The organism is Micromonospora chokoriensis, assembly GCF_000718555.1.
Classification (GTDB): Bacteria; Actinomycetota; Actinomycetes; order Mycobacteriales; family Micromonosporaceae; genus Micromonospora; species Micromonospora chokoriensis_B.
The window spans coordinates 71574-92166 of the sequence record NZ_JOAN01000011.1 but is presented as its reverse complement, the minus strand read 5'-3'; the positions used below and the strand labels follow the sequence as shown (position 1 = coordinate 92166).

20 protein-coding genes are annotated in these 20593 nt (G+C 71.9%); 13 read left to right on the top strand and 7 right to left on the bottom strand.

Annotated elements, in window-relative coordinates; all coding sequences use genetic code 11:
- Positions 1 to 181 precede the first annotated feature (181 nt).
- From IF46_RS0116215 to IF46_RS0116205, 3 genes are all read left to right on the top strand, one after another.
- Positions 182 to 1042: a hypothetical protein gene (locus IF46_RS0116215; protein ID WP_030489185.1), complete on the top strand. Its 861-nt coding sequence runs from the start codon at positions 182 to 184 to the stop codon at positions 1040 to 1042.
- A gap of 106 nt (positions 1043 to 1148) precedes the next feature.
- Positions 1149 to 1295: a hypothetical protein gene (locus IF46_RS34795; protein ID WP_198041451.1), complete on the top strand. Its 147-nt coding sequence runs from the start codon at positions 1149 to 1151 to the stop codon at positions 1293 to 1295.
- Between the two features lie 49 nt (positions 1296 to 1344).
- The gene (locus IF46_RS0116205; protein WP_030489184.1) at positions 1345 to 2100 is read left to right on the top strand and encodes an EcsC family protein; all 756 of its coding nucleotides are present in this window, start codon (positions 1345 to 1347) and stop codon (positions 2098 to 2100) included.
- Positions 2101 to 2116: 16 nt separating this feature from the next.
- Here the strand turns inward: IF46_RS0116205 and IF46_RS0116200 are convergent, their stop codons facing one another.
- Positions 2117 to 2968, bottom strand: coding sequence for a GDSL-type esterase/lipase family protein (locus tag IF46_RS0116200; RefSeq protein WP_030489183.1), 852 nt, complete (start codon positions 2966 to 2968; stop codon positions 2117 to 2119).
- A 120-nt stretch (positions 2969 to 3088) separates the two neighbouring features.
- Positions 3089 to 3682, bottom strand: a complete 594-nt coding sequence (locus IF46_RS0116195) for an antibiotic biosynthesis monooxygenase (RefSeq protein WP_030489182.1) — start codon at positions 3680 to 3682, stop codon at positions 3089 to 3091.
- Between the two features lie 122 nt (positions 3683 to 3804).
- Here IF46_RS0116195 and IF46_RS0116190 point away from each other — a divergent pair, with 122 nt between their 5' ends.
- Genes IF46_RS0116190 through IF46_RS0116165 form a run of 6 tightly spaced genes read left to right on the top strand, consistent with a single transcriptional unit; the run spans position 3805 to position 9056 of the window.
- On the top strand, positions 3805 to 4068 hold the full coding sequence (locus tag IF46_RS0116190) for a DUF6343 family protein (protein WP_030489181.1): 264 nt from the start codon (positions 3805 to 3807) through the stop codon (positions 4066 to 4068).
- 12 nt (positions 4069 to 4080) lie between these two features.
- Positions 4081 to 5496 carry an NADP-dependent succinic semialdehyde dehydrogenase gene (locus IF46_RS0116185; protein WP_030489180.1) on the top strand — a complete coding sequence of 472 codons (1416 nt, stop codon included), beginning with the start codon at positions 4081 to 4083 and terminating at the stop codon, positions 5494 to 5496.
- A gap of 51 nt (positions 5497 to 5547) precedes the next feature.
- A complete protein-coding gene (locus tag IF46_RS0116180) occupies positions 5548 to 6513 on the top strand; it encodes a TIGR03885 family FMN-dependent LLM class oxidoreductase (protein ID WP_030489179.1) in 966 nt (321 codons plus the stop codon).
- Positions 6514 to 6550: 37 nt separating this feature from the next.
- Complete coding sequence (locus tag IF46_RS0116175) at positions 6551 to 8122, top strand: Na+/H+ antiporter (protein WP_030489178.1); 1572 nt, start codon at positions 6551 to 6553, stop codon at positions 8120 to 8122.
- Positions 8119 to 8376, top strand: a complete 258-nt coding sequence (locus IF46_RS0116170) for a UBP-type zinc finger domain-containing protein (protein WP_051723943.1) — start codon at positions 8119 to 8121, stop codon at positions 8374 to 8376. The genes IF46_RS0116175 and IF46_RS0116170 overlap by 4 nt, the downstream gene beginning before the upstream one ends.
- Positions 8377 to 8399: 23 nt before the next feature.
- Positions 8400 to 9056, top strand: a complete 657-nt coding sequence (locus tag IF46_RS0116165) for an HAD family hydrolase (protein WP_030489176.1) — start codon at positions 8400 to 8402, stop codon at positions 9054 to 9056.
- 64 nt (positions 9057 to 9120) lie between these two features.
- Here the strand turns inward: IF46_RS0116165 and IF46_RS0116160 are convergent, their stop codons facing one another.
- Complete coding sequence (locus IF46_RS0116160) at positions 9121 to 11730, bottom strand: glycoside hydrolase family 9 protein (RefSeq protein WP_030489175.1); 2610 nt, start codon at positions 11728 to 11730, stop codon at positions 9121 to 9123.
- Positions 11731 to 11992: 262 nt separating this feature from the next.
- On the opposite strand from IF46_RS0116160, the gene IF46_RS0116155 reads away from it, so the two are divergent.
- A complete protein-coding gene (locus tag IF46_RS0116155; protein WP_030489174.1) occupies positions 11993 to 12718 on the top strand; it encodes a PP2C family protein-serine/threonine phosphatase in 726 nt (241 codons plus the stop codon).
- Positions 12719 to 12739: 21 nt separating this feature from the next.
- On the opposite strand, the gene hrpB is transcribed toward IF46_RS0116155, so the two are convergent.
- From hrpB to IF46_RS0116140, 3 genes are read right to left on the bottom strand one after another with little or no spacing between them, the layout of a single operon-like run.
- The gene (hrpB, locus tag IF46_RS0116150; protein WP_030489173.1) at positions 12740 to 15277 is read right to left on the bottom strand and encodes an ATP-dependent helicase HrpB; all 2538 of its coding nucleotides are present in this window, start codon (positions 15275 to 15277) and stop codon (positions 12740 to 12742) included.
- 30 nt (positions 15278 to 15307) lie between these two features.
- Positions 15308 to 15508, bottom strand: a complete 201-nt coding sequence (locus IF46_RS0116145; protein ID WP_030489172.1) for a DUF397 domain-containing protein — start codon at positions 15506 to 15508, stop codon at positions 15308 to 15310.
- A 41-nt stretch (positions 15509 to 15549) separates the two neighbouring features.
- Positions 15550 to 16374, bottom strand: coding sequence for a helix-turn-helix domain-containing protein (locus IF46_RS0116140; RefSeq protein ID WP_269639330.1), 825 nt, complete (start codon positions 16372 to 16374; stop codon positions 15550 to 15552).
- 185 nt (positions 16375 to 16559) lie between these two features.
- Between IF46_RS0116140 and IF46_RS0116135 the strand changes: the two genes are divergently transcribed.
- Genes IF46_RS0116135 through IF46_RS0116125 form a run of 3 tightly spaced genes read left to right on the top strand, consistent with a single transcriptional unit; the run spans position 16560 to position 19328 of the window.
- A complete protein-coding gene (locus IF46_RS0116135) occupies positions 16560 to 17186 on the top strand; it encodes a GOLPH3/VPS74 family protein (RefSeq protein WP_030489170.1) in 627 nt (208 codons plus the stop codon).
- 46 nt (positions 17187 to 17232) lie between these two features.
- Positions 17233 to 18741 (top strand): APC family permease, encoded by a 1509-nt coding sequence (locus IF46_RS0116130; protein ID WP_030489169.1) that lies wholly within the window; start codon positions 17233 to 17235, stop codon positions 18739 to 18741.
- A complete protein-coding gene (locus IF46_RS0116125; RefSeq protein ID WP_030489168.1) occupies positions 18738 to 19328 on the top strand; it encodes a GNAT family N-acetyltransferase in 591 nt (196 codons plus the stop codon). Before IF46_RS0116130 ends, IF46_RS0116125 begins: the two co-directional genes overlap by 4 nt.
- A 113-nt stretch (positions 19329 to 19441) precedes the next feature.
- On the opposite strand, the gene IF46_RS0116120 is transcribed toward IF46_RS0116125, so the two are convergent.
- Positions 19442 to 20266, bottom strand: a complete 825-nt coding sequence (locus IF46_RS0116120; RefSeq protein WP_030489167.1) for a SigB/SigF/SigG family RNA polymerase sigma factor — start codon at positions 20264 to 20266, stop codon at positions 19442 to 19444.
- Positions 20267 to 20593: the final 327 nt, after the last annotated feature.

Genomic DNA, 20593 nt, shown 5'->3' with positions numbered 1-20593 from the left:
ATGTCCAGCCCTGTCCCGGCCGTGCCGGTCCGCGTGCGACGCCAGCTTCATCCGGTACGCGAGGTCCGTTCCCCGGGCGGGTCGACCCGCCCGGGGCGTCCACCAGTAGGGGCCAGTTCTGTGTCGAGTACCACGTGATCACCGTGCGTGATCGGGGTTTCCACCTGCCTAGCCTCGGTTGATGCGTGACGACGGCACCCTCGACGACCCGTACGCCCCGAGCAGCCCCACTACCGATACGGAGGATGGCACCTCAACCGAACGGACAACTGCCGCGAGCCGGCTCCGGGCGTACGCCCGGGACCTGGCCGGTCGACGCCGGGCGCAGGTGGCGCTGGCCACCGGTGTGGTGTGCTGCCTCGGTCTGGCCGCCGTCGCCCAGGTTCGGAACGAGGACGCCGACGCGGCTACTCGGGGTGGGTCCCTCTCCAGCTCCGAGCTGGCGCAGCGCGCCGAGCAGCAGCGCGCCTCCCGTGGCCTCGAACGCGTGGCGGCCCCGAGCACGTCCGCCGCTGCCCCGTCCGTCGCGGCGAGCCCCGCTGACCCGGACACCACCGCGCCGGCCCGCAAGGTCGCCCCGGCCCGTCCGACCGACCCGGCGCCCGTCGCCGGGCTGGACGAGGACCAGATGGAGAACGCTGAGGCGATCGTCCGCGCCGGCCGCAAGATGGGGGTGCCGCGCCGGGCTCTGGTGATCGCGGTGGCCACCGCCATGCAGGAGAGCAATCTCTACAACGTGGCCAGCGGCGTGCTGCCCGAGTCACAGGACTATCCGCACCAGGGCGTCGGCTGGGATCATGACTCGGTCGGGTTGTTCCAGCAGCGTTCCAGCAGCGGCTGGGGCCCGGTCGGGCGGCTGATGGACCCCGAGTTCGCCACCCGGCAGTTCCTCACCGCGCTGCAGCAGGTGCCCGGCTGGCAGGGGATGCGGCTCACCGACGCCGCTCAGGCGGTGCAGGTCTCCGCCTACCCCGAGTACTACCAGCAGCACGAGTGGCGGGCGACCCGGGTGGTCGACGCCATCGTGCCGGCAGGGCGGTAACCTACCGCCCACTATGGACGGTCAGGGTTGAGGCTGTCGCATCCCGGGTACATGTGTTGCGGGTTCGGGGTACACATGACTACGGGATCACCGACAGGAGGACGCCATGTCACTGATGCAGCGGATCACCACGTTCCTGAGATCACCGAAGGGGCAGCAGTTGGTCGAGCGAGGTCGTCGAGAGATGGCCAAGCCGGGCAACCAGCAGAAGCTGAAGGGGCTGGCGGCCAAGCTGTCCAACCGCCGCCGCTGACCGCTCCATCGGCCGCCCTGCCCACCGTTTCCACCCCTGGGGAGACCTGGTGACCGACACCCCACCCGCTGGCGGCCAGCCCGCCACCCCTACTCCACAACCGTCCGTCAGCCTGCCGGCCGGGCCGGTGGACGCCCCCGAGGGTCCGCCGGCCCGTCTCTGGGACCGGATGCGGGACGACCCGCAGTACGCGCCGGAGCACCTCGCCCTGGAGGCGGTGCGCCGCCTCGGGCCGGAGGCCGTGCAGTGGGTCGGCCGCGCCCGAGCCGAGCAGCCCGGGGTCTCGGCCGACGTCCTGGCCGACCAGGCGGCCCGCAAGTTCGTCAACCTGGCCCGTCTCTCCGGCGCGGTCTCCGGAGTGGCCGGGCTGCCCGGCGCCGTGATCGACGTGGGCGTGCTGGCCTGGACCCAGGCGCGGATGGCGCTGCACATCGCCGCCGCGTACGACGTCGACCCCCTGCACCACGATCGGGCCACCGACCTGCTGGTGCTTCAGCGGGTGCACAAGGTCGCCGAGAGCGCCCGGTTGGCGCTCGGCGTGGCTGCCGGCCGGGAACGCGCCGACGCGCTCTTCGGCCTCGGCGGCCAGCGTCCGCTCGGTCGGGTCATGCTGCACCTTGGCATCCGGCTGGCCCAGATGGCGGGCGTCCGGGCCGCCAAGCGGATGGTTGCCAAGATCGTCCCTGGTGCGGCGGTCGTGCTCGGCACCTGGGCCAACTCGTCGGCTACAAAGGATCTGGCCCAGCGTGCCCGGGCCCTCTACCGTTCCCGCGGCAGCGCCGTCCCGGAGCCGCGCCAGCCCTGACGGCCCGTCCGGGGTGTCAGCCGGCCAGGCCGGAGGAGCGCCAGGTCACCTCGGCGATGCGGTCCTGGCCGGTGGCGTTGGGGTGGAACCAGTCCAGCGGATTGAGCTGGTCCAGGGTGAACCGGACCTTGTGCAACGCGCCGCCGTCGTGGCGGCACCGTGACCCGTACGCCCGGCAGGCCGCCGTCAACTCGGCGTTGTAGGCGTCGATGCGGTCACGGACGGCGGCCCGGCGAGCCCGGTCGGCGGGTGCGGTCGAGGTCGCCTCGGCCAGCAGGGCCGGGCAGATGCCGCGCCGCCACGCCCGGGTCGCCCGGGCGTCGTCGTGCCCGACCTCCCAGAGCCGGTACAGGTCGGGGATGCTCACCACCAGCACCCGGGCCTTCGGCCGGCCGGTCCGCAGCACCCGCAGCCCTCGGTCGACGTCGGCCCGGAACTGCGCGACCGGCGTCATGGCGTCCACCCCGCCCCGGCAGACGTCGTTGGCGCCGATCAGCACGGTGACGTAGTCGACGCGGTCGCGTACCGCCGCTTGGGCCTGACCAACGAGAGCGTCCGCGCGGGCGCCGGGACGGGCATGGTTGTACGTCCGGTCGCGGATCGCCGGATTCTCCTCGAGCAGCCGCCGGTAGTGGCTCCGCACCCGCAGCCCGTCCCCGGTCGACCAGGAGTTGCGTTCGCAGGAGGTGAGCACCAGGCAGGAGGCGAAGCCGGTGCTGATCGAGTCGCCGAGCGCGGCGATGCCGCCCGGCCCGGTCGACGGCGGGGCGCTCGTGGTGGGGCGGGGTGTCGCGGAGTTGCCGCCTTCGCAGGCGAGCGCGACCAGCGCCGCGAGACAGGCCAGGGCGGCGACCCAGCGTCGAGGCATGACGTCTCCCGTTCCCGCAGCACAGAGCGACAGCGCGGTAACTCTATGCGCAGGAGATGGTTTGCCGGGAAGTTGCTGTCGGGTATGCGGCAGAGCGCCGACGTGGATGCCGTCAGGGTGCTATACGCCCCGCCAGGGCGCACGCTGGCCGTGCAGCCACCAGTGCAACGCCCGGGTGATCCGGGGCAGCACCAGATAGGTCATCAGCGGGGTCAGACAGAGCGTCATCAGCAACACCCGGGCCGCCAGCGGCACCGCGTCGAGGAAGTGACTCGTCAGCAGGGTGGCGGTCAGGCTCAGGGGAAAGAACGCCAGCCAGATGGTCACCGCCTGCTTCCACCGGGGCGGCGATGCGGGCGGCATCGGCTCCACCGGGTCCACCGAGTGCTCCAGCGGCGGGTCGAACCAGCCCTCGATCCCGGTACGCCGCTCGATGCGGGTGTGCTCGACGATGCCCTGCGCCGAGCTGAGCCACCAGCGCCGCTGCGGCGACTCCTCCCACCGGCTCAGTGTCTCGGCGTCGGCGAAGCGGTAGAGCATGTGCCACTCCGGCGAACCGGGGCCGCTCTGCACCCAGCCGGCACCCAGGAACCCGGGGAACGCCTCGGCCAGCGCGGTGCCGGCCCGCATCCAGGCCACCATCTCACTGGCCCGGCCGGGGTCGACGCGGCGGGCGATGGAGACGGTCACCGGCACGGCGAGGGTCATTGACATGCGCCCATCGTGCGTCGGCGAGGCCGCGGGGGCGAACGGATGTGCCGGAGCACACCGGCGTACCCGGGTCTGGGAGCGCGTGGCGCCGGTTAACCCGGCCGATCGGGGGTAGGTCCCTGGGCATGACGAGATCGCAGCCCCGGCGCGCCCGTGGCACGGTCGGCCACGCGAACAGCGCGCTGAACCTCCGTCTCACCCTCGCCGGTTTCGGGTTGGTGATCATGGTGGTCTTCGCGGTGCTGGCGTTCTGGGCCGGCATCGCCTGGCTCGGCGTGCTCTGCGCGATCTTCGCCGTGGTCGCCGTGGTCGACCTGGTCGTGATCCAGCGTCGCCGCGCGGCGCGCCGCCGCGAGGAGCCGGGCGTACGACACTCGTTGTTCGAGTGACAGGAGGACGAGATGCCCCACATCGCCACCACCAACCCCGCCACCGGACAGGTGCTCAAGACCTATGAGGCGATGTCCACCGAGCAACTCGACGGGGCCATCGAGCGCACCGACCTCGCGTTCCACCAACTGCGCCAGACGACCGTCGACCAGCGCGGCCGGTGGATGCGCGCCGCAGCCGACCTGCTGGACGCCGAGCGCGACGAGATCGCGCGGATCATGACCACGGAGATGGGCAAGACGTACGTCTCGGCGCAGGCCGAGGTGACCAAGTGCGCCACCGCCGCCCGCTTCTACGCCGACAAGGCGCCCGAGTTCCTCGCCGACGAGCCGGCGGACGCCGCCGCCGTGCAGGCCACCCGGGCGTTCATCCGCTACCAGCCGATCGGCGTCGTGCTCGCGGTGATGCCGTGGAACTTCCCGCTCTGGCAGGTGATGCGCTTCGCCGCCCCGGCGCTGATGGCCGGCAACACCGGCCTGCTCAAGCACGCCTCGAACGTGCCGCAGACCGCGCTGCTGCTGGAGGACGTGTTCCGCCGGGCCGGCTTCCCCGAGGGGGCCTTCACCACCGTCCTGGTCGGCTCGGAGGCGGTCGACCGGATCCTTAGCGACCCCCGGGTCCGCGCCGCGACGCTCACCGGCAGCGAGTCCGCCGGTCGGTCCATCGCGCAGATCGCCGGGCGGGAGCTGAAGAAGACAGTCCTCGAACTCGGCGGCAGCGACCCCTTCGTGGTGATGCCCTCGGCCGACGTGGACCGGGCCGCCGAGGTGGCCACCACCGCCCGCTGCCAGAACAACGGCCAGTCCTGCATCGCCGCGAAGCGTTTCATCGTGCACACCGACGTCTTCGACGCCTTCGCCGAGAAGTTCGCCGCGAACATGGCCGCGCTGCGCGTCGGTGACCCGATGGACCCGAACACCGACGTCGGTCCGCTGGCCAGTGAGCGGGGCCGCGACGAGGTGCACGCCCAGGTCCGCGACGCGGTGGACAACGGCGCGACTGTGCTCTGCGGCGGCGAGGTGCCCGCCGGCGACGGCTGGTTCTACCCGCCGACCGTGGTCACCGACCTCACCCCGCAGATGCGGATGTGGTCGGAGGAGGTCTTCGGCCCGGTCGCCAGCCTGTTCCGGGTGTCGTCGTACGAAGAGGCCATCGAGGTCGCCAACGGCACCAGCTTCGGGCTCGGCTCCAACGCCTGGACCCGGGACCCGGCCGAGCAGGAGCGCTTCGCCACCGACCTGGACGCCGGCAACGTCTTCGTCAACGGGATGACCACGTCCTTCCCGGAGCTGCCGTTCGGCGGGGTGAAGAACTCCGGGTACGGGCGGGAGTTGTCGGCGCTGGGCATGCGGGAGTTCTGCAACACCAAGACGGTCTGGGTGGGTGAGGGCGCCGCCTCGGCCGGTGCCGGCGCGCACGCCGAGTAGGTCGGGCACGGCACGCATCAGCCGGTGCCGTCGTGGGTAGGAAGTGCGCCCATGACGTCGTTCGGGTTCCACGCCTCGCATGAGCAGATCGGTCCGCGCGCCCTCCTGGAGGCGGTGATGCATGCCGAGCGGGCCGGCTTCGACGCCGCCATGTGCTCCGACCACTTCTCGCCGTGGAGCGCCCGGCAGGGCGAGTCCGGCTTCGCCTGGTCCTGGCTGGGCTCGGCGTTGCAGGCCACCGGCATGCCGTTCGGCGTGGTCAACGCACCCGGTCAGCGCTACCACCCGGCGATCATCGCGCAGGCGATCGGCACCCTCGGCGCGATGTACCCGGGCCGGTTCTGGGCCGCGCTGGGCACCGGCGAGGCCAGCAACGAGCACATCACCGGCGACCCGTGGCCCCGCAAGGACCTCCGCTCCGCCCGGCTGCGCGAGTGCGTGGACGTGATCCGTGCCCTGCTGGCCGGCGAGGAGGTCAGCCACGACGGCCTGGTCCGGGTCGACCGGGCCCGGCTGTGGACCCGCCCCGAGCAGCCGCCCGCGCTTGTCGGCGCCGCCGTCAGCGTGGCCACCGCCCGCTGGTGCGCCGAGTGGGCGGACGGGCTGATCACCGTGAACGCCCCGGTGGCGCACCTGCGCGAGATGATCGACGCGTACCGGGACGCGGGTGGACGCGGGCCGCTGCACCTGCAGGTGCACGTCTCCTGGGCGCCGGAGCAGGCACAGGCCGAGGCGATCGCGTACGACCAGTGGCGCAGCAATGTCTTCGCCCCGCCGGTCTGCTGGGACCTGGAGACCGTCGAGCACTTCGACGTGGTCTCCGCCGACGTGCCGGCGCAGCGGGTCGCCGAGGTGGTGAACGTCTCGGCGGACCTGGGCCGGCATGTCGGCTGGTTGGAGGGGTACGCGCAGCTCGGCTTCGACCAGATCGCCGTGCACCACGTCGGGCAGGAGCAGCGCGGCTTCATCGACGCGTTCGGCGCCGAGGTGCTGCCGAAGCTGCGGCCGGGCGGCTGATCGAGACCGGACGACCGTACCCCTAGGCTCGTACCCCATGGAAAGCCTGTTCCCGGTGGTCGTCTTCCTGGCGATCGCCACCCTGGGCGCCGCGTTGGCCCGCCGGCTCGGCCTGCTCGCGCCGATCGTGCTTGTCGTCCTCGGCCTCGCGCTCTCGTTCGTGCCGGGCGTCCCGCACGTGGAACTCGACCCGGAGTTGGTGCTGATCGGCATCCTGCCGCCGCTGCTCTACGTGGCCGCGCTGGAGACCTCGGTGCCGGCGTTCAAACACAACATCCGGCCGATCCTGCTGCTCGCCGTCGGCCTGGTGTTGTTCACCGCGTTCGTGGTCGGGTTCGTGCTGCACCTGCTGCTGCCGCAGCTGCCGTTCGCGATCTGCCTGGCCCTCGGCGCGGTGGTCGCCCCACCGGACGCCGTGGCCGCCACGGCCGTCGCCCGCCGAGTCGGCCTGCCCCGCCGGGTGGTCACCATCCTGGAGGGCGAGAGCCTGGTCAACGACGCGACAGCGCTGGTGCTGCTGCGGGTCGCGACGCTGGCCACCATCGGCTCGGCGGTCGGCACGGCCGACGTCGCCATCGAGGTGCTGCGGGCCACCGGCGGCGGCATCCTGATCGGGGCGCTCGGAGCGTTGGTGTTCGGCTTCCTGCACCGGCGGATCAGCGACCCGCTGCTGGACAACGCGCTGTCGCTGATCATCCCGTTCGCGGTGGTGTTCACCGCCGAGCACCTGCACGCCTCGGGTGTGGTGGCGGTGGTCGTGACCGGTCTGGTGCTCGGCCACAAGCTGCCGCAACTGCTGTCGGCGGCGTCCCGGTTGCAGATCGGCGCGTTCTGGCGGCTGGTCCGCTTCCTGCTGGAAGGTCTGGTCTTTCTGCTGGTCGGGCTCCAACTGCGGGAGGTGCTGCGCAACCTCGACGAGCCGGTCGGGTCGCTCATCCTGATCACCTTCGCGGTGCTCGCCACCGTTTTCCTGACCCGGTTCATCTGGCTCTTCCCGGCCACCTACCTGGCTCGGCTGGTCCCCCGGGTCCGCCGCCGCGACGCCCGGCCGTCACCGAAGTTCCCGATCATCATCGGCTGGGCCGGCATGCGGGGAGTGGTGACCCTGGCCGCCGCGCTCGCGCTGCCGCTGACCCTGGCCGACGACGAGCCGTACCCCCGGGCGTTGTTCATCTGGCTGGCGTTCGCGGTGATCGTCTTCACCCTGGTCGGCCAGGGTGCCACACTGCCGCTGGTCGCCCGCCGGTTGAAGCTGCCGCAGGACGACCCGGTGCAGGACGCGCTCTCCGCAGCCGGCGTGCAGCAGCAGGCCAGCAAGGCCGCCCAGGACCGCCTCGACGAGTTGGCCGACAGTGCCCCGGATGCGGTGGTGGACCGGCTGCGCCGAGCGGTCGAGGACCGCACCAACCTGGCCTGGGAACGACTCGGTGGCGACGAGCGGGAGACCCCGTCGCAGGCGTACGGTCGGCTGCGGCAAAAGATGATCGACGCCGAGCGGGATGTGTTCCGGGCTGCCCGGGACTCCGGTCGGATCCCTGAGGAGGTGTTGGTGCGGGCCTATCGTGACCTGGACCTGGAGGAGTCATTGCTGCGGGAGGTAGAGAAGTGAGCTGTCAGCATCTGACCGAGGCCGGTGCCGCCGAGCCACTCACCCCCGACGAGTGCGCGGACTGCGTCGCCATCGGGGAAACCTACTGGGTGCACCTGCGGACCTGCCTGAGCTGCGGGCAGGTCGGCTGCTGCGACTCGTCGCCGTACCAGCACGCGAGTAAGCACTTCGCGTCCACCGGCCACCCGGTGATCCGCTCGGCGCAGCCGGGCGAGGCCTGGCGCTGGTGCTTCGTCGACGAGGAGATCGGCTGACCGTCATCAGCTCGACAGCGGACATGATTGCCACGGTCTTCTTCGATGTCGGTGGGACGATTCTCGACGAATCCCACGAGTTCGCGGCCTGGGCGGACTGGCTCGGTGTTCCCCGGCACACGTTCTCGGCGGTCTTCGGCGCGGTGATCGCCCGGGGTCTGGACTACCAGGAGACGTTTCGGGTCTTCCGGCCCGACTTCGACCTCACGGCCGAGCTAAAGCGTCGGGAGGCTGCTGGTCAGCCGGAGTCGTTCGCCGAGGAGGATCTCTACCCGGACGCGCGGGGCTGCCTGGAGTCGTTGAAGGACCAGGGCCTGCTCGTGGGCCTGGCCGGCAACCAGCCGGCGCATGCGGAGGCGACCCTGCGCGCTCTCGACCTCCCGGTGGACGTGATCGGCACGTCGCACGGCTGGGGGGTGGCGAAGCCGGCACCGGCGTTCTTCGACCGGGTCGTCGAGGCGGGCGGAGGTGTCGCGTCCTCGATCCTGTACGTCGGCGACCGGCCCGACAACGACGTACGCCCAGCCCTGGCGGCTGGCATGAAGACGTGCCTGATCCGGCGTGGCCCCTGGGGGCACATCCTCGACCCCTCCACCGTGGCCGAGCAGTGCCTGTTCCGCATCGACTCGCTCGACGAACTCCCGAGCCTGGTCGCGGAGCACAACGCGGCCGGCGGTTGACCCGCCGGCCGCGCGATCATGCGATCCCGGTGGCCGCCCGGGAAGAGCGGCCACCAGCAGTGGGTCAGGAGAGGGTGCAGGCTCCGCCGTTGACGGTGACCAGGCCGGGAGCGGGATTGGCGCCGCCGGCCGTCGTCGCGTTGAAGCCGAACATCACCGTGCCACCGGGTGCGATCTTGGCGTTGTGCGACTCGTTGCGCGCGGTCACCGTCGCGCCGGACTGGGTGACCTTCGCCAGCCACGCCTCGCGTACCCGCTGGTCGCCGGTGAACGCGAACCGCACGTTCCAACCGTTGATGGCGGCGGCGCCGGTGTTGCGGATGGTCAGTTGGGCGGTGAACCCGGTGCCGCCCTGCCAGGCGCCGTAGTTGGTGTAGTTCACCGAGCAGGTGGGGGCTGGCACCGCGCCGGCGTCACCCTGGTCGGCCAGGAACGAGGCGATCCAGGTCAGCGCCGAGTTCCAGTTGATCGCCACCTCGTTCGTCGAGTACGAGTTGATGTCGTCGACGTAGCAGAACATCGGCTCACAGCCGGCCAGCAGTTGCGCCACGAACGGGTCCTGCAGGGCCGCGTTCGGGCCACCGGCGAGGGAGCCGGCTGGCGGTCGGGGCAGGCTCGGGTCTAGCTGGTGGCCGAAGATCCGGCTGTGCTGGTTCTGCGCGGCGTGCTCTCCCCACCCGGTGACGTAGGAGATGTTCAGGGCGTTGCGCCCGAGGATGTAGTCCATCGCCTGCACAGCGCCATCGCGGTAGACCGGGTTGCGGGTCAGGTCGAACGCGGTGGCCAGCACCACCGCGTTGTTGATGACGTTGCTGTTGCCGCCCCAGAAGTAGCTGTTGGCGTCACCGGGCATCGGCAGCCCGTACGCCTGGCGGCGCAGCTCGGCGAGGTACGCGTCGGCGGCGGTGGTGACCGAGGCGCGGACCCGGGCCAGATCGGTGGCCGGCAGCCCGTTCGGCACGGTGGCCAGGTCGAGGCGGCCGAGCGCGGCGACGCTCTGCCAGCCGAAGCCCCGCGCGTCGAACACGTTCCCGGTGTGGTGCGCTGAGGCGGTCAGGTCGGTCAGGTAGTTCTGCGCGCCGGTGGTCAGGTACAGCTCGGTCGCCGCCCAGTAGAACTCGTCGGTGACGTTACTGTCGTCGTACGCGCCGCCGCCGGTGCCGTCGGTCGGGCTGGCGTACACCGCGGGGTGGGCCTTGGCCGCGGCGTAGGCCGTCTTCGCGGCAGTGCCGCAACGGGTCGCGAACGCCGCGTCGTAGGGGGCGAAGAGCCGGGCGCACTGGGCGGCGGTGGCGGCCAGGTTGAGGGTTGCCGCGGTCGACGGCGGGTGCAGCTCGCGCGGCTGTGGGTCAGCGTGCGGGGCGAGGGGCAGCCCGGTCCAGTTCTGGTCGTGGATCTTGTGGTGGACCATGCCGGCGAGCGGCTTGCCGGCGGGCACCTGCATGCGCAGCAGGAACTCCAGCTCCCAGCGGGCCTCGTCGAGGATGTCCGGCACGGCGTTGCCGCGCTCGGGGACGCGCAGGGTGCTGTCGGCGAGTTCCGCGCCGCCGTTGGCGGTGGCCGCCGTCCTGGTCCGCTCGAAGGTGCTCAAGAGCTGGTAGGTGGCGATGCCGCCGTTGACCACGTACTTGCCGTGGTCGCCGGCGTCGTACCAGCCGCCGCGCACGTCCAGGGAGTAGTCGCAGACACCCGGCTGGCAGGGCACGTTTGTGTCGCCCTGGTTGGGTGCGACGCCGAGGTGGCCGGCGGGTCGGGCGTACTCGTCGCCGATCAGGTCGCCGTCGATGGCGATGCCGCTGCGCTGGGCGTAGAAGAACTGCAACGAGTCGGAGCGCAGCTGGTCGTAGAGGGCCCCGGAGATGTCGAACGGGTGGCTGGTCTCACCGTCCACGGTGAGCGTCAGGCCGCTGCCGGGGGTGCGGTAGCTGGAGAAGTCGACAGTCTGCACGTTCTGCCCGGAGGCGGCGTCGACACCGCGCGCGGTGCTGGTGCCACTGGCCACGACGGTGCCGGCACTGGAGCGCAGCTGCCAGGGCAGCGGTTCGGTGGCCTCGGTGACGACAGTGGCGTTCTTCGGGCCGCCGGGCAGGTAACCGACCTGGTTGACGCGCACCCGGGGCCCGGTGTCCGGCACGTACGGCTCAGGTGGCTCGCCGCCGCGCAGCGACACGTCGTCGAGGCAGATGATCTGCGCCGCGGCGGCACCGCCGACCTGGAAGATCAGTTGGGCGTTGGGGTTGTCGTCCGGGACGGTGAAGGTCTGCTCGACCCGCTGGGCGGTGCCGGTCGCGGTGGCGTCCACAGCCGCGTACGTGGTGTACGGGGCACTGCCGAGTTGCAGCACGGCCTTGATGGCGGCGCCGGGGGTGGCGGAGACGGCGAAGCCGAGGGTGTATTCGGCGCCGGCGATCAACGGCACGCCGTCCTGGCCGATGCCGGCGTCCCACGGGTTGGCCAGCCCGCCCGCGACGGTGGTGCAGAGTCTGCCGTCGGTGACCGCCAGCGAGCCGGTGCCGAAGGAGAACCAGGGGCTCACCCCGGCACTGAAGTCGCCGTTGTCGATCTGCTCGGGGGCGTCCGGTGGTGGGGCGGCGTAGGCCGTGCCGGCGCCCGCGCCGATGAGGGCCAGAGTGGTCGCCGCGGCCAACAGGAGGCGGCGTCGGGATGACGTCACGGGGAGTCCTTCCGGGACGGGAAGTAGGGCGGTGGTGGCGGGGAGATCTTGGGAGCGCTCCCAGGTGTCGGCTCGATATTTCCAGCGTCGGTACGCCATGTCAATTGATCTGGTTGGATGGGTTGTGGCATCCGACAAGGGCGGTCGGCCCGGCGGGCGCCCCGCGACGCGCCGCCGCGCGGACGTGAGATTGGCCGCGCCACGCGCCGTCGTCCTGATCTCCTAGAGACAACTGCGCCCTTCGCCTGGCAGGCTGCCTCCCATGACCCTGAAGCTGCGTTCCGTGGGAACGAGCGACCGTGGGCTGATCCGCAGCGGAAACCAGGACGCCCTGTACGCCGGCACCTGGCTCGTCGCCGTCGCCGACGGCATGGGCGGGATGGCCGCCGGCGACCTGGCCAGCGCCCTCACCATCGACGCGGTCTCCCCACTGGACCTGGAGACACCCGAGGACGCTCTGGTGGCCGCGCTGGAGGGTGGCATCGCGCTGGCCACCTCCCGGATCCGGCAGGCGGTAGCCGAGGATCCCGAGCGCCAGGGCATGGGCACCACGCTGACCGCGCTGCTCTTCGCCCGTACCGGCAGCTGCCTGGCCCTCGCCCACGTCGGTGACTCCCGGGCCTACCTGTTCCGCGAGGGTGTGCTCAAGCAGGTCACCCGGGACGACACGTTCGTTCAGCTGTTGGTGGAGCAGGGCGTGATCACCGCGGACCAGGCCAGCAGCCACCCACGCCGCGCCGTGGTCACCCAGGCGTTGCAGGGCGAGGAGGTCTCCCCGTCCTACGCGACGATGGTGCCCCGGGCCGGCGACCGGTGGCTGCTGTGCAGCGACGGCCTCTCCAACGTGGTCCGACCGGACACCCTCACCGAGGTGCTCACCGGTTATCCGGACCGGGACGCCTGCGCCGGAAAGCTGATCGACCTGGCGCTGCACGCCGGTGCGCCGGACAACGTCACAGTCGTGCTGGCCGACGTCGTCGAGGAGTAGGTCGACGCGCCGAGCAGTAGGTCAGCGCCGGCGTGGCGTGGCGTGCCGGGTGGGCGTCGCCGTTGAAGGATCCTCCGGCCACGGGTGCCGGGGATAGCGCCCGCGCAGCTCGGAGCGGACCTGCGGGTAGCCGGTGCGCCAGAACGACGCCAGATCGGCGGTGACCGCCACCGGTCGGCCGGCGGGGGAGAGCAGGTGCAGCAGCACCGGCACCCGACCGTCGGCGATGTGCGGGGCCGCCGGCCAACCGAACGTCTCCTGGAGCTTCACGGCGAGCACCGGCGCGGCCGGGTCGCTGTAGTCGAGCCGGACCCGAGAACCACTCGGCACCTCGATCCGCTCCGGGGCCAGCTCGTCCAGCCGGGCGGCCTGCGCCCAGGGCAGCAGCCGACGCAGCGCCGACGGCACGTCCACCCGCGCCAGGTCGGCCCGGCGTCGCCCGGCGGCCAACTCCGGGCCCAGCCAGCTCGGCGCGGCGTCGAGCAACGATTCGTCGCCGACCTCCGGCCACGGATCGCCCAGGTGGTGCCGGAGGAACGCGAGCCGCTCGCGCAGCGCCCGTGCCGCTGGCGTCCAGGTCAGCAGCCCCAGCCCCTCCTGACGGAGACCGGTCAGCAACGCGGCGGCCACCTCCGCCCGGTCCGGCCGGTCCAGCCGTCGCTGGACCAGCTCGATCGCGCCCAGCCGGGTCACCTCCCGGGCCACCACGTCCCCGTCGGACCAGCCGACCTCCCGGCCGGTGCGCAGCAACGGACCGGCCGCCTCCCGGGCCGTGGCCTCGTCCACCGGGCAGGCCCGGCGGATCCGGGCCGACGGTGCGCCGGGGGTGCGGTCCGCGACGGCGACCGCCAGCCAGTCGGACCCGGCCAGCCCCGAGCCGGCCGCCAGCTCCGCGGCGGTCCCGCCGGTCATCAGGTACGCCGAACCGCCCGGCCGCCGCACCCGGGCCAACCGTTCCGGGTACGCCAGACCGACGAGCAGCCCGGCGGCGAGATCGTCGCTCAACCCAGCCGAGCCGACTTGGCTGGCTCCCGCCCGAGCGTCGGATGGGGCGCCGGTCGGCAGCGCGGCGCGCAGCCGGCGTACCTCGGTGCGCCAGCGGGCGGTCGCGCCCGCGTCCACGCCGGTGCGCAGCCGACGCCAACCGGCGACCAGATCGTCACCGGGGCCGGCCGCGCTCTCCTCGGCGAGCAGGGCGACCACCTCGGCCGCCCGGTCGGCACCCACCCGGCCGGCGCCGTCGAGCAGCGCGCGGGCCAGCCGTGGGTGCGCGCCGGCGGCGGCGATCGACCGCCCCCGCGCCGTGATCCGACCGTCGGCGTCGACCGCGCCCAGCGTCTCCAGGGTGTCCCGGGCCACCGTCATCGCGGCGCTCGGCGGTGGGTCGGGCAGCGCGAGCCCGACACCGTCCGGCCGACCCCAGGCGGCCAGCTCCAACGCGAAACCGGTCAGGTCGGCGGTGGCGATCTCCGGCTCGGCGCGGGCGGGTAGCCGCTCGTGGGTCGCGGCAGACCAGCAGCGATAGACGTACCCGGGGGCCTCCCGGCCGGCCCGGCCGGCCCGCTGGGTGGCGGCGGCGCGGGAGACCGGCACGGTGACCAGCGCGCCCAACCCTCGGGCCAGGTCGATCCGGGGCACCCGGGACAGCCCGGCGTCCACCACGATCCGTACACCCGGGACGGTCAGACTGGTCTCGGCCAGCGCGGTGGCCAACACGACCCGCCGTCGGTCCGCCCGCCGCAGAGCGGCGTCCTGCTCGATGCCGCGTTGACGGCCATGCAGCGGCAGCAGCGCGACCGCGTCGCGCAGGTCGGCCAGCCGGCTGGTGACCGCCGCGATCTCGCCGGCCCCGGGCAGGAAGACGAGCACGTCGCCGTCGTGCTCGCGTAGCGCCCGGCGGACGGTGGCGGCCACGTGGTCGAGCAGGGCCCGGTCCACCGGCCCGGCCCCGGGCGGGGCGATCGGGCGTGCCGGGGGCGCCCAGATCCGCTGCACCGGGTGCAGCGCCGAGTCGGCCCGTACCACCGGGGCCGGGGCGGACCCGCCGAGCAGCGCGGCGAACCGGTCGGTGTCCGGCGTGGCCGACATCGCCAGCAGCCACAGGTCCGGCCGAAGGGTGGCCCGCGCCTCCACGGTGAACGCCAGCGCGAGGTCGGCGTCGAGTTGGCGCTCGTGGCACTCGTCGAGCAGCACGGCGCCCGTGCCGGGCAGCTCAGGGTCGTGGTGCAGCCGGCGGACCAGCAGGCCGGTGGTGACCACCTCGATCCGGGTGGCCGGGCCGACCCGGCGCTCGCCGCGCACCGCGTAGCCGACGCGCTCACCGACCCGCTCGCCGAGCAGCTCGGCCATTCGCCGGGCAGCGGCACGAGCCGCCACCCGGCGGGGTTGGGCGATCACCACCCGACCGGTCACCCGGTCGGCCACCGCCAGCGGCGCGAGGGTGGTCTTGCCGGTCCCCGGCGGGGCCACCAGGACACCGGCGCCGGCCGCGTCGAGTGCCGCGACCAGCGCCGGCAGCACCGGGCGGACCGGCAGGTCAATGGTTACGTCGGAGAGCACGGCCCAGTCTCGCACCGACGCGCTGGTGGCTCAGGAGCGACGGACCTCGTCGACGCCGAGCACGAAGGCCCGCCAGGCCGCCGCACCGAAGGCGAGCACCGGACCGGAGCGGTCCTTGCTGTCGCGGACGGCGACCTGACCGTCGACTGTCGCGACCTCCACGCAGTTGCCGTTGCCGCTGCTGCGCGTACTGGTGCGCCAGTCTGCTCGGGTCAGGTCGTACGCCGTCATCCGCGGTACCTCTCGTCTGCGTCGGCGTGCCGCAGACGCGGTCACGCAAAGTTACGAGAAGCGTGCTCAATACGGGTCAACGACGCCGTTGGATCAAGCGCGATCCGGCACAGCTCCTCGTGCAGAAGGCTATACCCGAGCACTTGATCGGCATCCTCCAACGCCAGCCCCATCGTGAGGTTATCCAGGTAAACCACGGACGCGTCAGCGGCGTCGGCGAAGTTGAGGATCACGTACGGGGTGCTCATCGCCGGATGCCCGCCGACAGCGAATGGAAGTACCTGGATTGTCACGTTGGGTAACTGAGCGATCCGGCTCATGTGGATCAACTGCTCAGCCATCACCGCGCTGCCGCCGACCGGGCGCAGGAGCACCGCCTCGTTGACGACCACCGACAGGTCGACCGGGTCCTCGCGGCGCAGCACCTCCTGCCGGTGCAGGCGGGCGGCGACCTTGCGTTCCAAGCCGTCCTCGCCTGCGGTGCGCCGGAAGATCTCCCGGGCGTACGCCTCGGTCTGCAACAGCCCCGGCACCGCCTCGGCCTCGTACGTGCGCAGCGCCGCCGCCTCGGCCTCCAGCCCGACGTAGAACTCGAACCACTCGGGGAGTACGTCGCTGTACTTCTGCCACCAGCCGCGCTGCTGCGCCCCCCGGGCGATCTCGATAAGCGCCTCGGCATCCGCGCCGGTCACCTCGTAGAGCGCGAGCGCGGCCCGGACGTCGCGCGGTTTGATGCCGATCTGCGCGGTCTCGATCCGGGAGAGGTTGCTCTTCGACATGTCGAGTTGCCGGGCGGCCACATCGAGGGTCATGCCCGCGCGTTCCCGGAGTTGGCGGAGCTCTCTGGCGATGCGTCGTCGGCGCACGGTGGGGCTGGCGGCGGGTCGGATGGTGGGGGTGGCGGTCACCGTCCGAGTCTGTCACGACAAGATCCGCAGGTCGCGCCTGCACGGAGTGCAACTTTCAAATCTGGGAGTTGCGTTGCAGTAGCTGTCGGTGCATCCTTTCCCGGTCGCGATCACTGTGGACACACATCTGTGCGGGAGGGCCGTTGCTCATCGCCGACGAGTTCTTCCTGATCGCTCACAACGACAGTCGTGGCAAGGCAAAACTGCACCCGGCGGCGACCGGCCTCGGGCTCGCCGGCGGGCTCCTCGGCGAACTGCTCCTGTATGGACACATCACCGTTCAGGCCGGGCGGGTCACCGTCATCGACCGGCGTCCGCCGGCCGACGCGCTGGCGCACACCGTCCTGGACCAGTTGATCGGCGAACCCCAGCACCAGGAGTTGCGCACCTGGCTCAGCTTCCTGGCGCAGAGCGCGACGACCTCGGTGGGGGAGCGGCTGGCCCGCGCCGGTGTGCTGCGCCGCCAGGAGAGTCGACGGCTGCTGCGCACCACGGTCAGCTATCTGCCGATCGACCTGAACGCGGTGGCCTGGCCGGCCACCCGGCTGCGAGCCCTGCTGGACCGGCCGGATCCACCGGGCGTGCCGGACGCGCTGCTGCTCGGCCTGGTCGTGGCCGCCGGGCTGACCCGCGAGGTGCTGTGGAGCGCCGGCCCTCGCGCGCACCACCGGCTCAACGTGCTCATCCCCGCGCTGCCGGGCCCCCTCAAGGAACTCGTCGGGCACACCGAGGCCGCCGTCGGCGCCGCCGTGCTGCGCGGCATTCCCTGATCCCCTCGGCACCCCCAACCCTCCCCTCGACGATCGGAGTAGTCGTATGCCCCCGACATCGACAGTCGACCGACCCAGCAACGTCTCCGAAGCGCTGGCCCGAGGCCGTCTCGGCGTCCCATCGGTGATCTTCTTCGTCCTCTCCGCCGCCGCGCCGCTGACCGTGGTGGCCGGCGTTGTCACCACCGGCTACGGCGTCATCGGGGTGACCGGCATCCCGCTGGCCTTCCTGCTGATCGCCGCGGTGCTCGCCCTGTTCTCGGTGGGTTACGTGGCGATGTCGCGCCGGGTGGAGAACGCCGGCGCCTTCTACGCCTACGTCTCCAGGGGTCTCGGGCGACCCGCCGGCGTCGGCGCGGCCTGGGTCGCGCTGATCGCGTACAACGCGCTGCAGGTCGGGCTCTACGGAACCATCGGCGCGGCGGCCGAGCCGGTGCTCGACCGGATCTTCGGTGGGCACCCGCACTGGGCCGTCGTGGCCCTGGTGGCCTGGGCGTTGGTCGGCCTGCTCGGCCTGCTCCGGGTCGACCTCAACGGCATGGTCCTGGCCGCGCTGCTGGTCGCCGAGATCGTCGTGGTCCTCGTCTTCGACCTGGGACAGCTCGGCAACCCCGCCGACGGTCAGGTCAGCTTCGCCTCGTTCTCCCCGGACAACCTCTTCGTGCCGGGGCTCGGCGCGGTGCTGGTGTTGGCCGTCCTCGGCTTCGTCGGCTTCGAGTCCGCGGTCGTCTTCAGCGAGGAGAGCAAGGACCCGAAGCGCACGGTGCCGCTGGCCACCTACCTCTCGGTGGCGATCATCGCCGGGCTCTACGCGCTGTCGTCCTGGACCATGACGGTCGCCGTCGGGCAGGACCAGATCGTCGCCGAGGCCGGTGAGCAGAGCGTCGAGCTGATCTTCAACCTGGCCGCCGCGCAGCTCGGCGAGACGGCGGTCACCATCGGGCAGGTGCTCTTCCTGACCTCGGTGCTGGCCGCGATGATCTCGTTCCACAACACCACGGCCCGCTACACGTTCGCGCTCGGTCGGGAGCGGGTGCTGCCGGCGGTGTTCGGGCAGACCTCGGCGCGTACCGGGGCACCGCGGGCCGCCTCGGTGGCGCAGAGCGTCCTCGGTCTGGTGGTCATCCTGCTGTACGCGGTCAACGGCTGGGAACCGGTGGTGCAGCTGTTCTTCTGGGTCGGCACGACCGGCGGATTCGGCGTCCTGCTGCTGATCGCCACCACCTCGGTGGCGGTGATGGCCTACTTCGCCCGATCCGGCGGGGGCGAGAACCTCTGGCGGCGGGCCATCGCACCCGGCCTGGCTACCATCGCGCTCTTCGTGATCATCTGGCTGGCCGTGTCGAACTTCGCCAACCTGCTCGGCGTCGCGCCGGACTCCACCCTGCGCTGGGCGCTGCCCGCCGCGTACCCGGTGGCCGCTCTGCTGGGCATCGGCTGGGCGCTGCTGCTGCGCAGCAACCGCCCGGACACGTACGCCCGGATCGGCCTGGGCGCGGCGAGCGCCGCCGCCGTAACGCCGGACGCGCCGGCCACTGTGGAGGCAACCCGATGAGCGTGGTCATCGAGCAACTCGGGCCGGAGGACACCACCTTCGTGGCGGGTCGGATCGCCGAGGCGTTCACCGTTCTGGAGGTGACGTACTGGCTGGTGCCCGACGCGAGTAAGCGGGAGGCCGTGCTGGCCGGCGACTTCGAGATCCTGGTCGAGCACGCGATGCGGCACGGCATGGTCCACGCCACCGCGGACCGTGCCTCGGTCGCGGTCTGGTTTCCGTCGGTCGGCGAGCCGGCGCCGCCGCCGGCGGAGTACGACGCCCGACTGGCCGCCGCCTGCGGCGAGTGGACCGACCGGTTCCAGCACCTCGACGAGCTGTTCGCGGCGAACCACCCGCATCCGGATCACCACCACCTCGCGTTCCTGGCGACCCGGCCGGACCGGCAGGGGCAGGGGCTGGGCAGCGCGCTGATGCGGCACCACCACGCCTGGCTGGACGCCAACGCGATGCCGGCGTACCTGGAGGCGAGCAGCCCGCGCAGCCGGGACCTGTACGCGCGGCACGGCTACCTGGCCGGCGAACCGTTCCGGGTGCCCGACGGCACGCCGTTCTGGCCGATGTGGCGGGAGCCGGTCGGGCGCTGACCGGGTAGCTGCCTACCGGTACATCCTGCGGTCGTGGTGTCCCGTATACGTGACACCACGGAAACGGGCGAGGGCCGGGTCCAGTGGACCCGGCCCTCGTTTCGTCAAACTGCTCAGTAGGTGCCGTGGAGCTGGCCGCGCAGCTTGGTCAGCGCCCGGGTCAGCAGCCGCGAGACATGCATCTGCGAGACGCCGATCTGGTCGGCGATCTGCGACTGGGTCAGGTTGCCGTAGAAGCGCAGCGTGAGGATCTTCTGCTCGCGCTCGTCGAGGGTGGCCAGTGCCGGGCCGAGGGCGACCCGCAGCTCGGCCAGCTCGAACTCGCTGTCCTCGCCGCCGAGCATGTCGCCCAGCTCGGTGGCGCGCTCGCCGTCGCCGGTCGGGGTGGAGAGCGACACGGCGTTGTACGCGCGGGCGCCTTCCAGGCCCTCCAGCACCTCTTCCTCGGTGAGCTTGAGGTGCGCGGCGATGTCGGCGACGGTCGGCGAGCGGCCGAGGGTCTGCAGGAGCGAGCTGTTGGCGTCGGAGATGGCCAGCCGCAGCTCCTGAAGCCGGCGGGGCACCCGAATGTCCCAGGTGCGGTCTCGGAAGTGCCGCTTGAGCTCGCCGATGATGGTGGGGATCGCGTAGCCGGCGAAGTCGACACCGCGCGACGGGTCGAACTTGTCGATGGCCTTGATCAGGCCGATCGCTGCGGTCTGCGCCAGATCGTCGTTCGGCTCGCCGCGCCCGCTGTAGCGGTGGGCCAGGTGGTTGGCGAGCGGCAACCAAGCCTCGATCGCCCGGTCCCGTAGCGCGGGGCGCGACGGGTGGTCGGCGGGCAGCGCGGCCATCGCGTTGAGCAGGTCGGCGGCGCTGTCGGTGAGAGCACGCGGATCGAGCTTGGTGGTGGCCTTGGCGGCGACGCTCGGCTGCTCGGTGATCGTTGGCGCGGTCATTGGTGGTCCTCCCTGCACCTCGTCCGCGGACAAAAAGACGTGACGCTTTGGTTTAGCTTTCAATGGGCCGTTCGGGAGTCACCTTAACCTGATCGTCTCCCCGAAATCTAGCCGAAAGGCTGATGTACTTAAGGGGTTTTCAAACATGAAAGGGGCGAATGGTGCGAAAGCTGGGGTGGTTGTGAGGATCCTTACCCGCTTTCCTGGTCATGCTGCGCTGCCCGGTCGTCCAACCAGCCCGACCGGTCGGCCCTCCCGGGTCACGTCGACTGGTCAACATGAAATCCGACAAGTGGGCAGGAGTGTCGACTATCCGTCGTTGTCCCG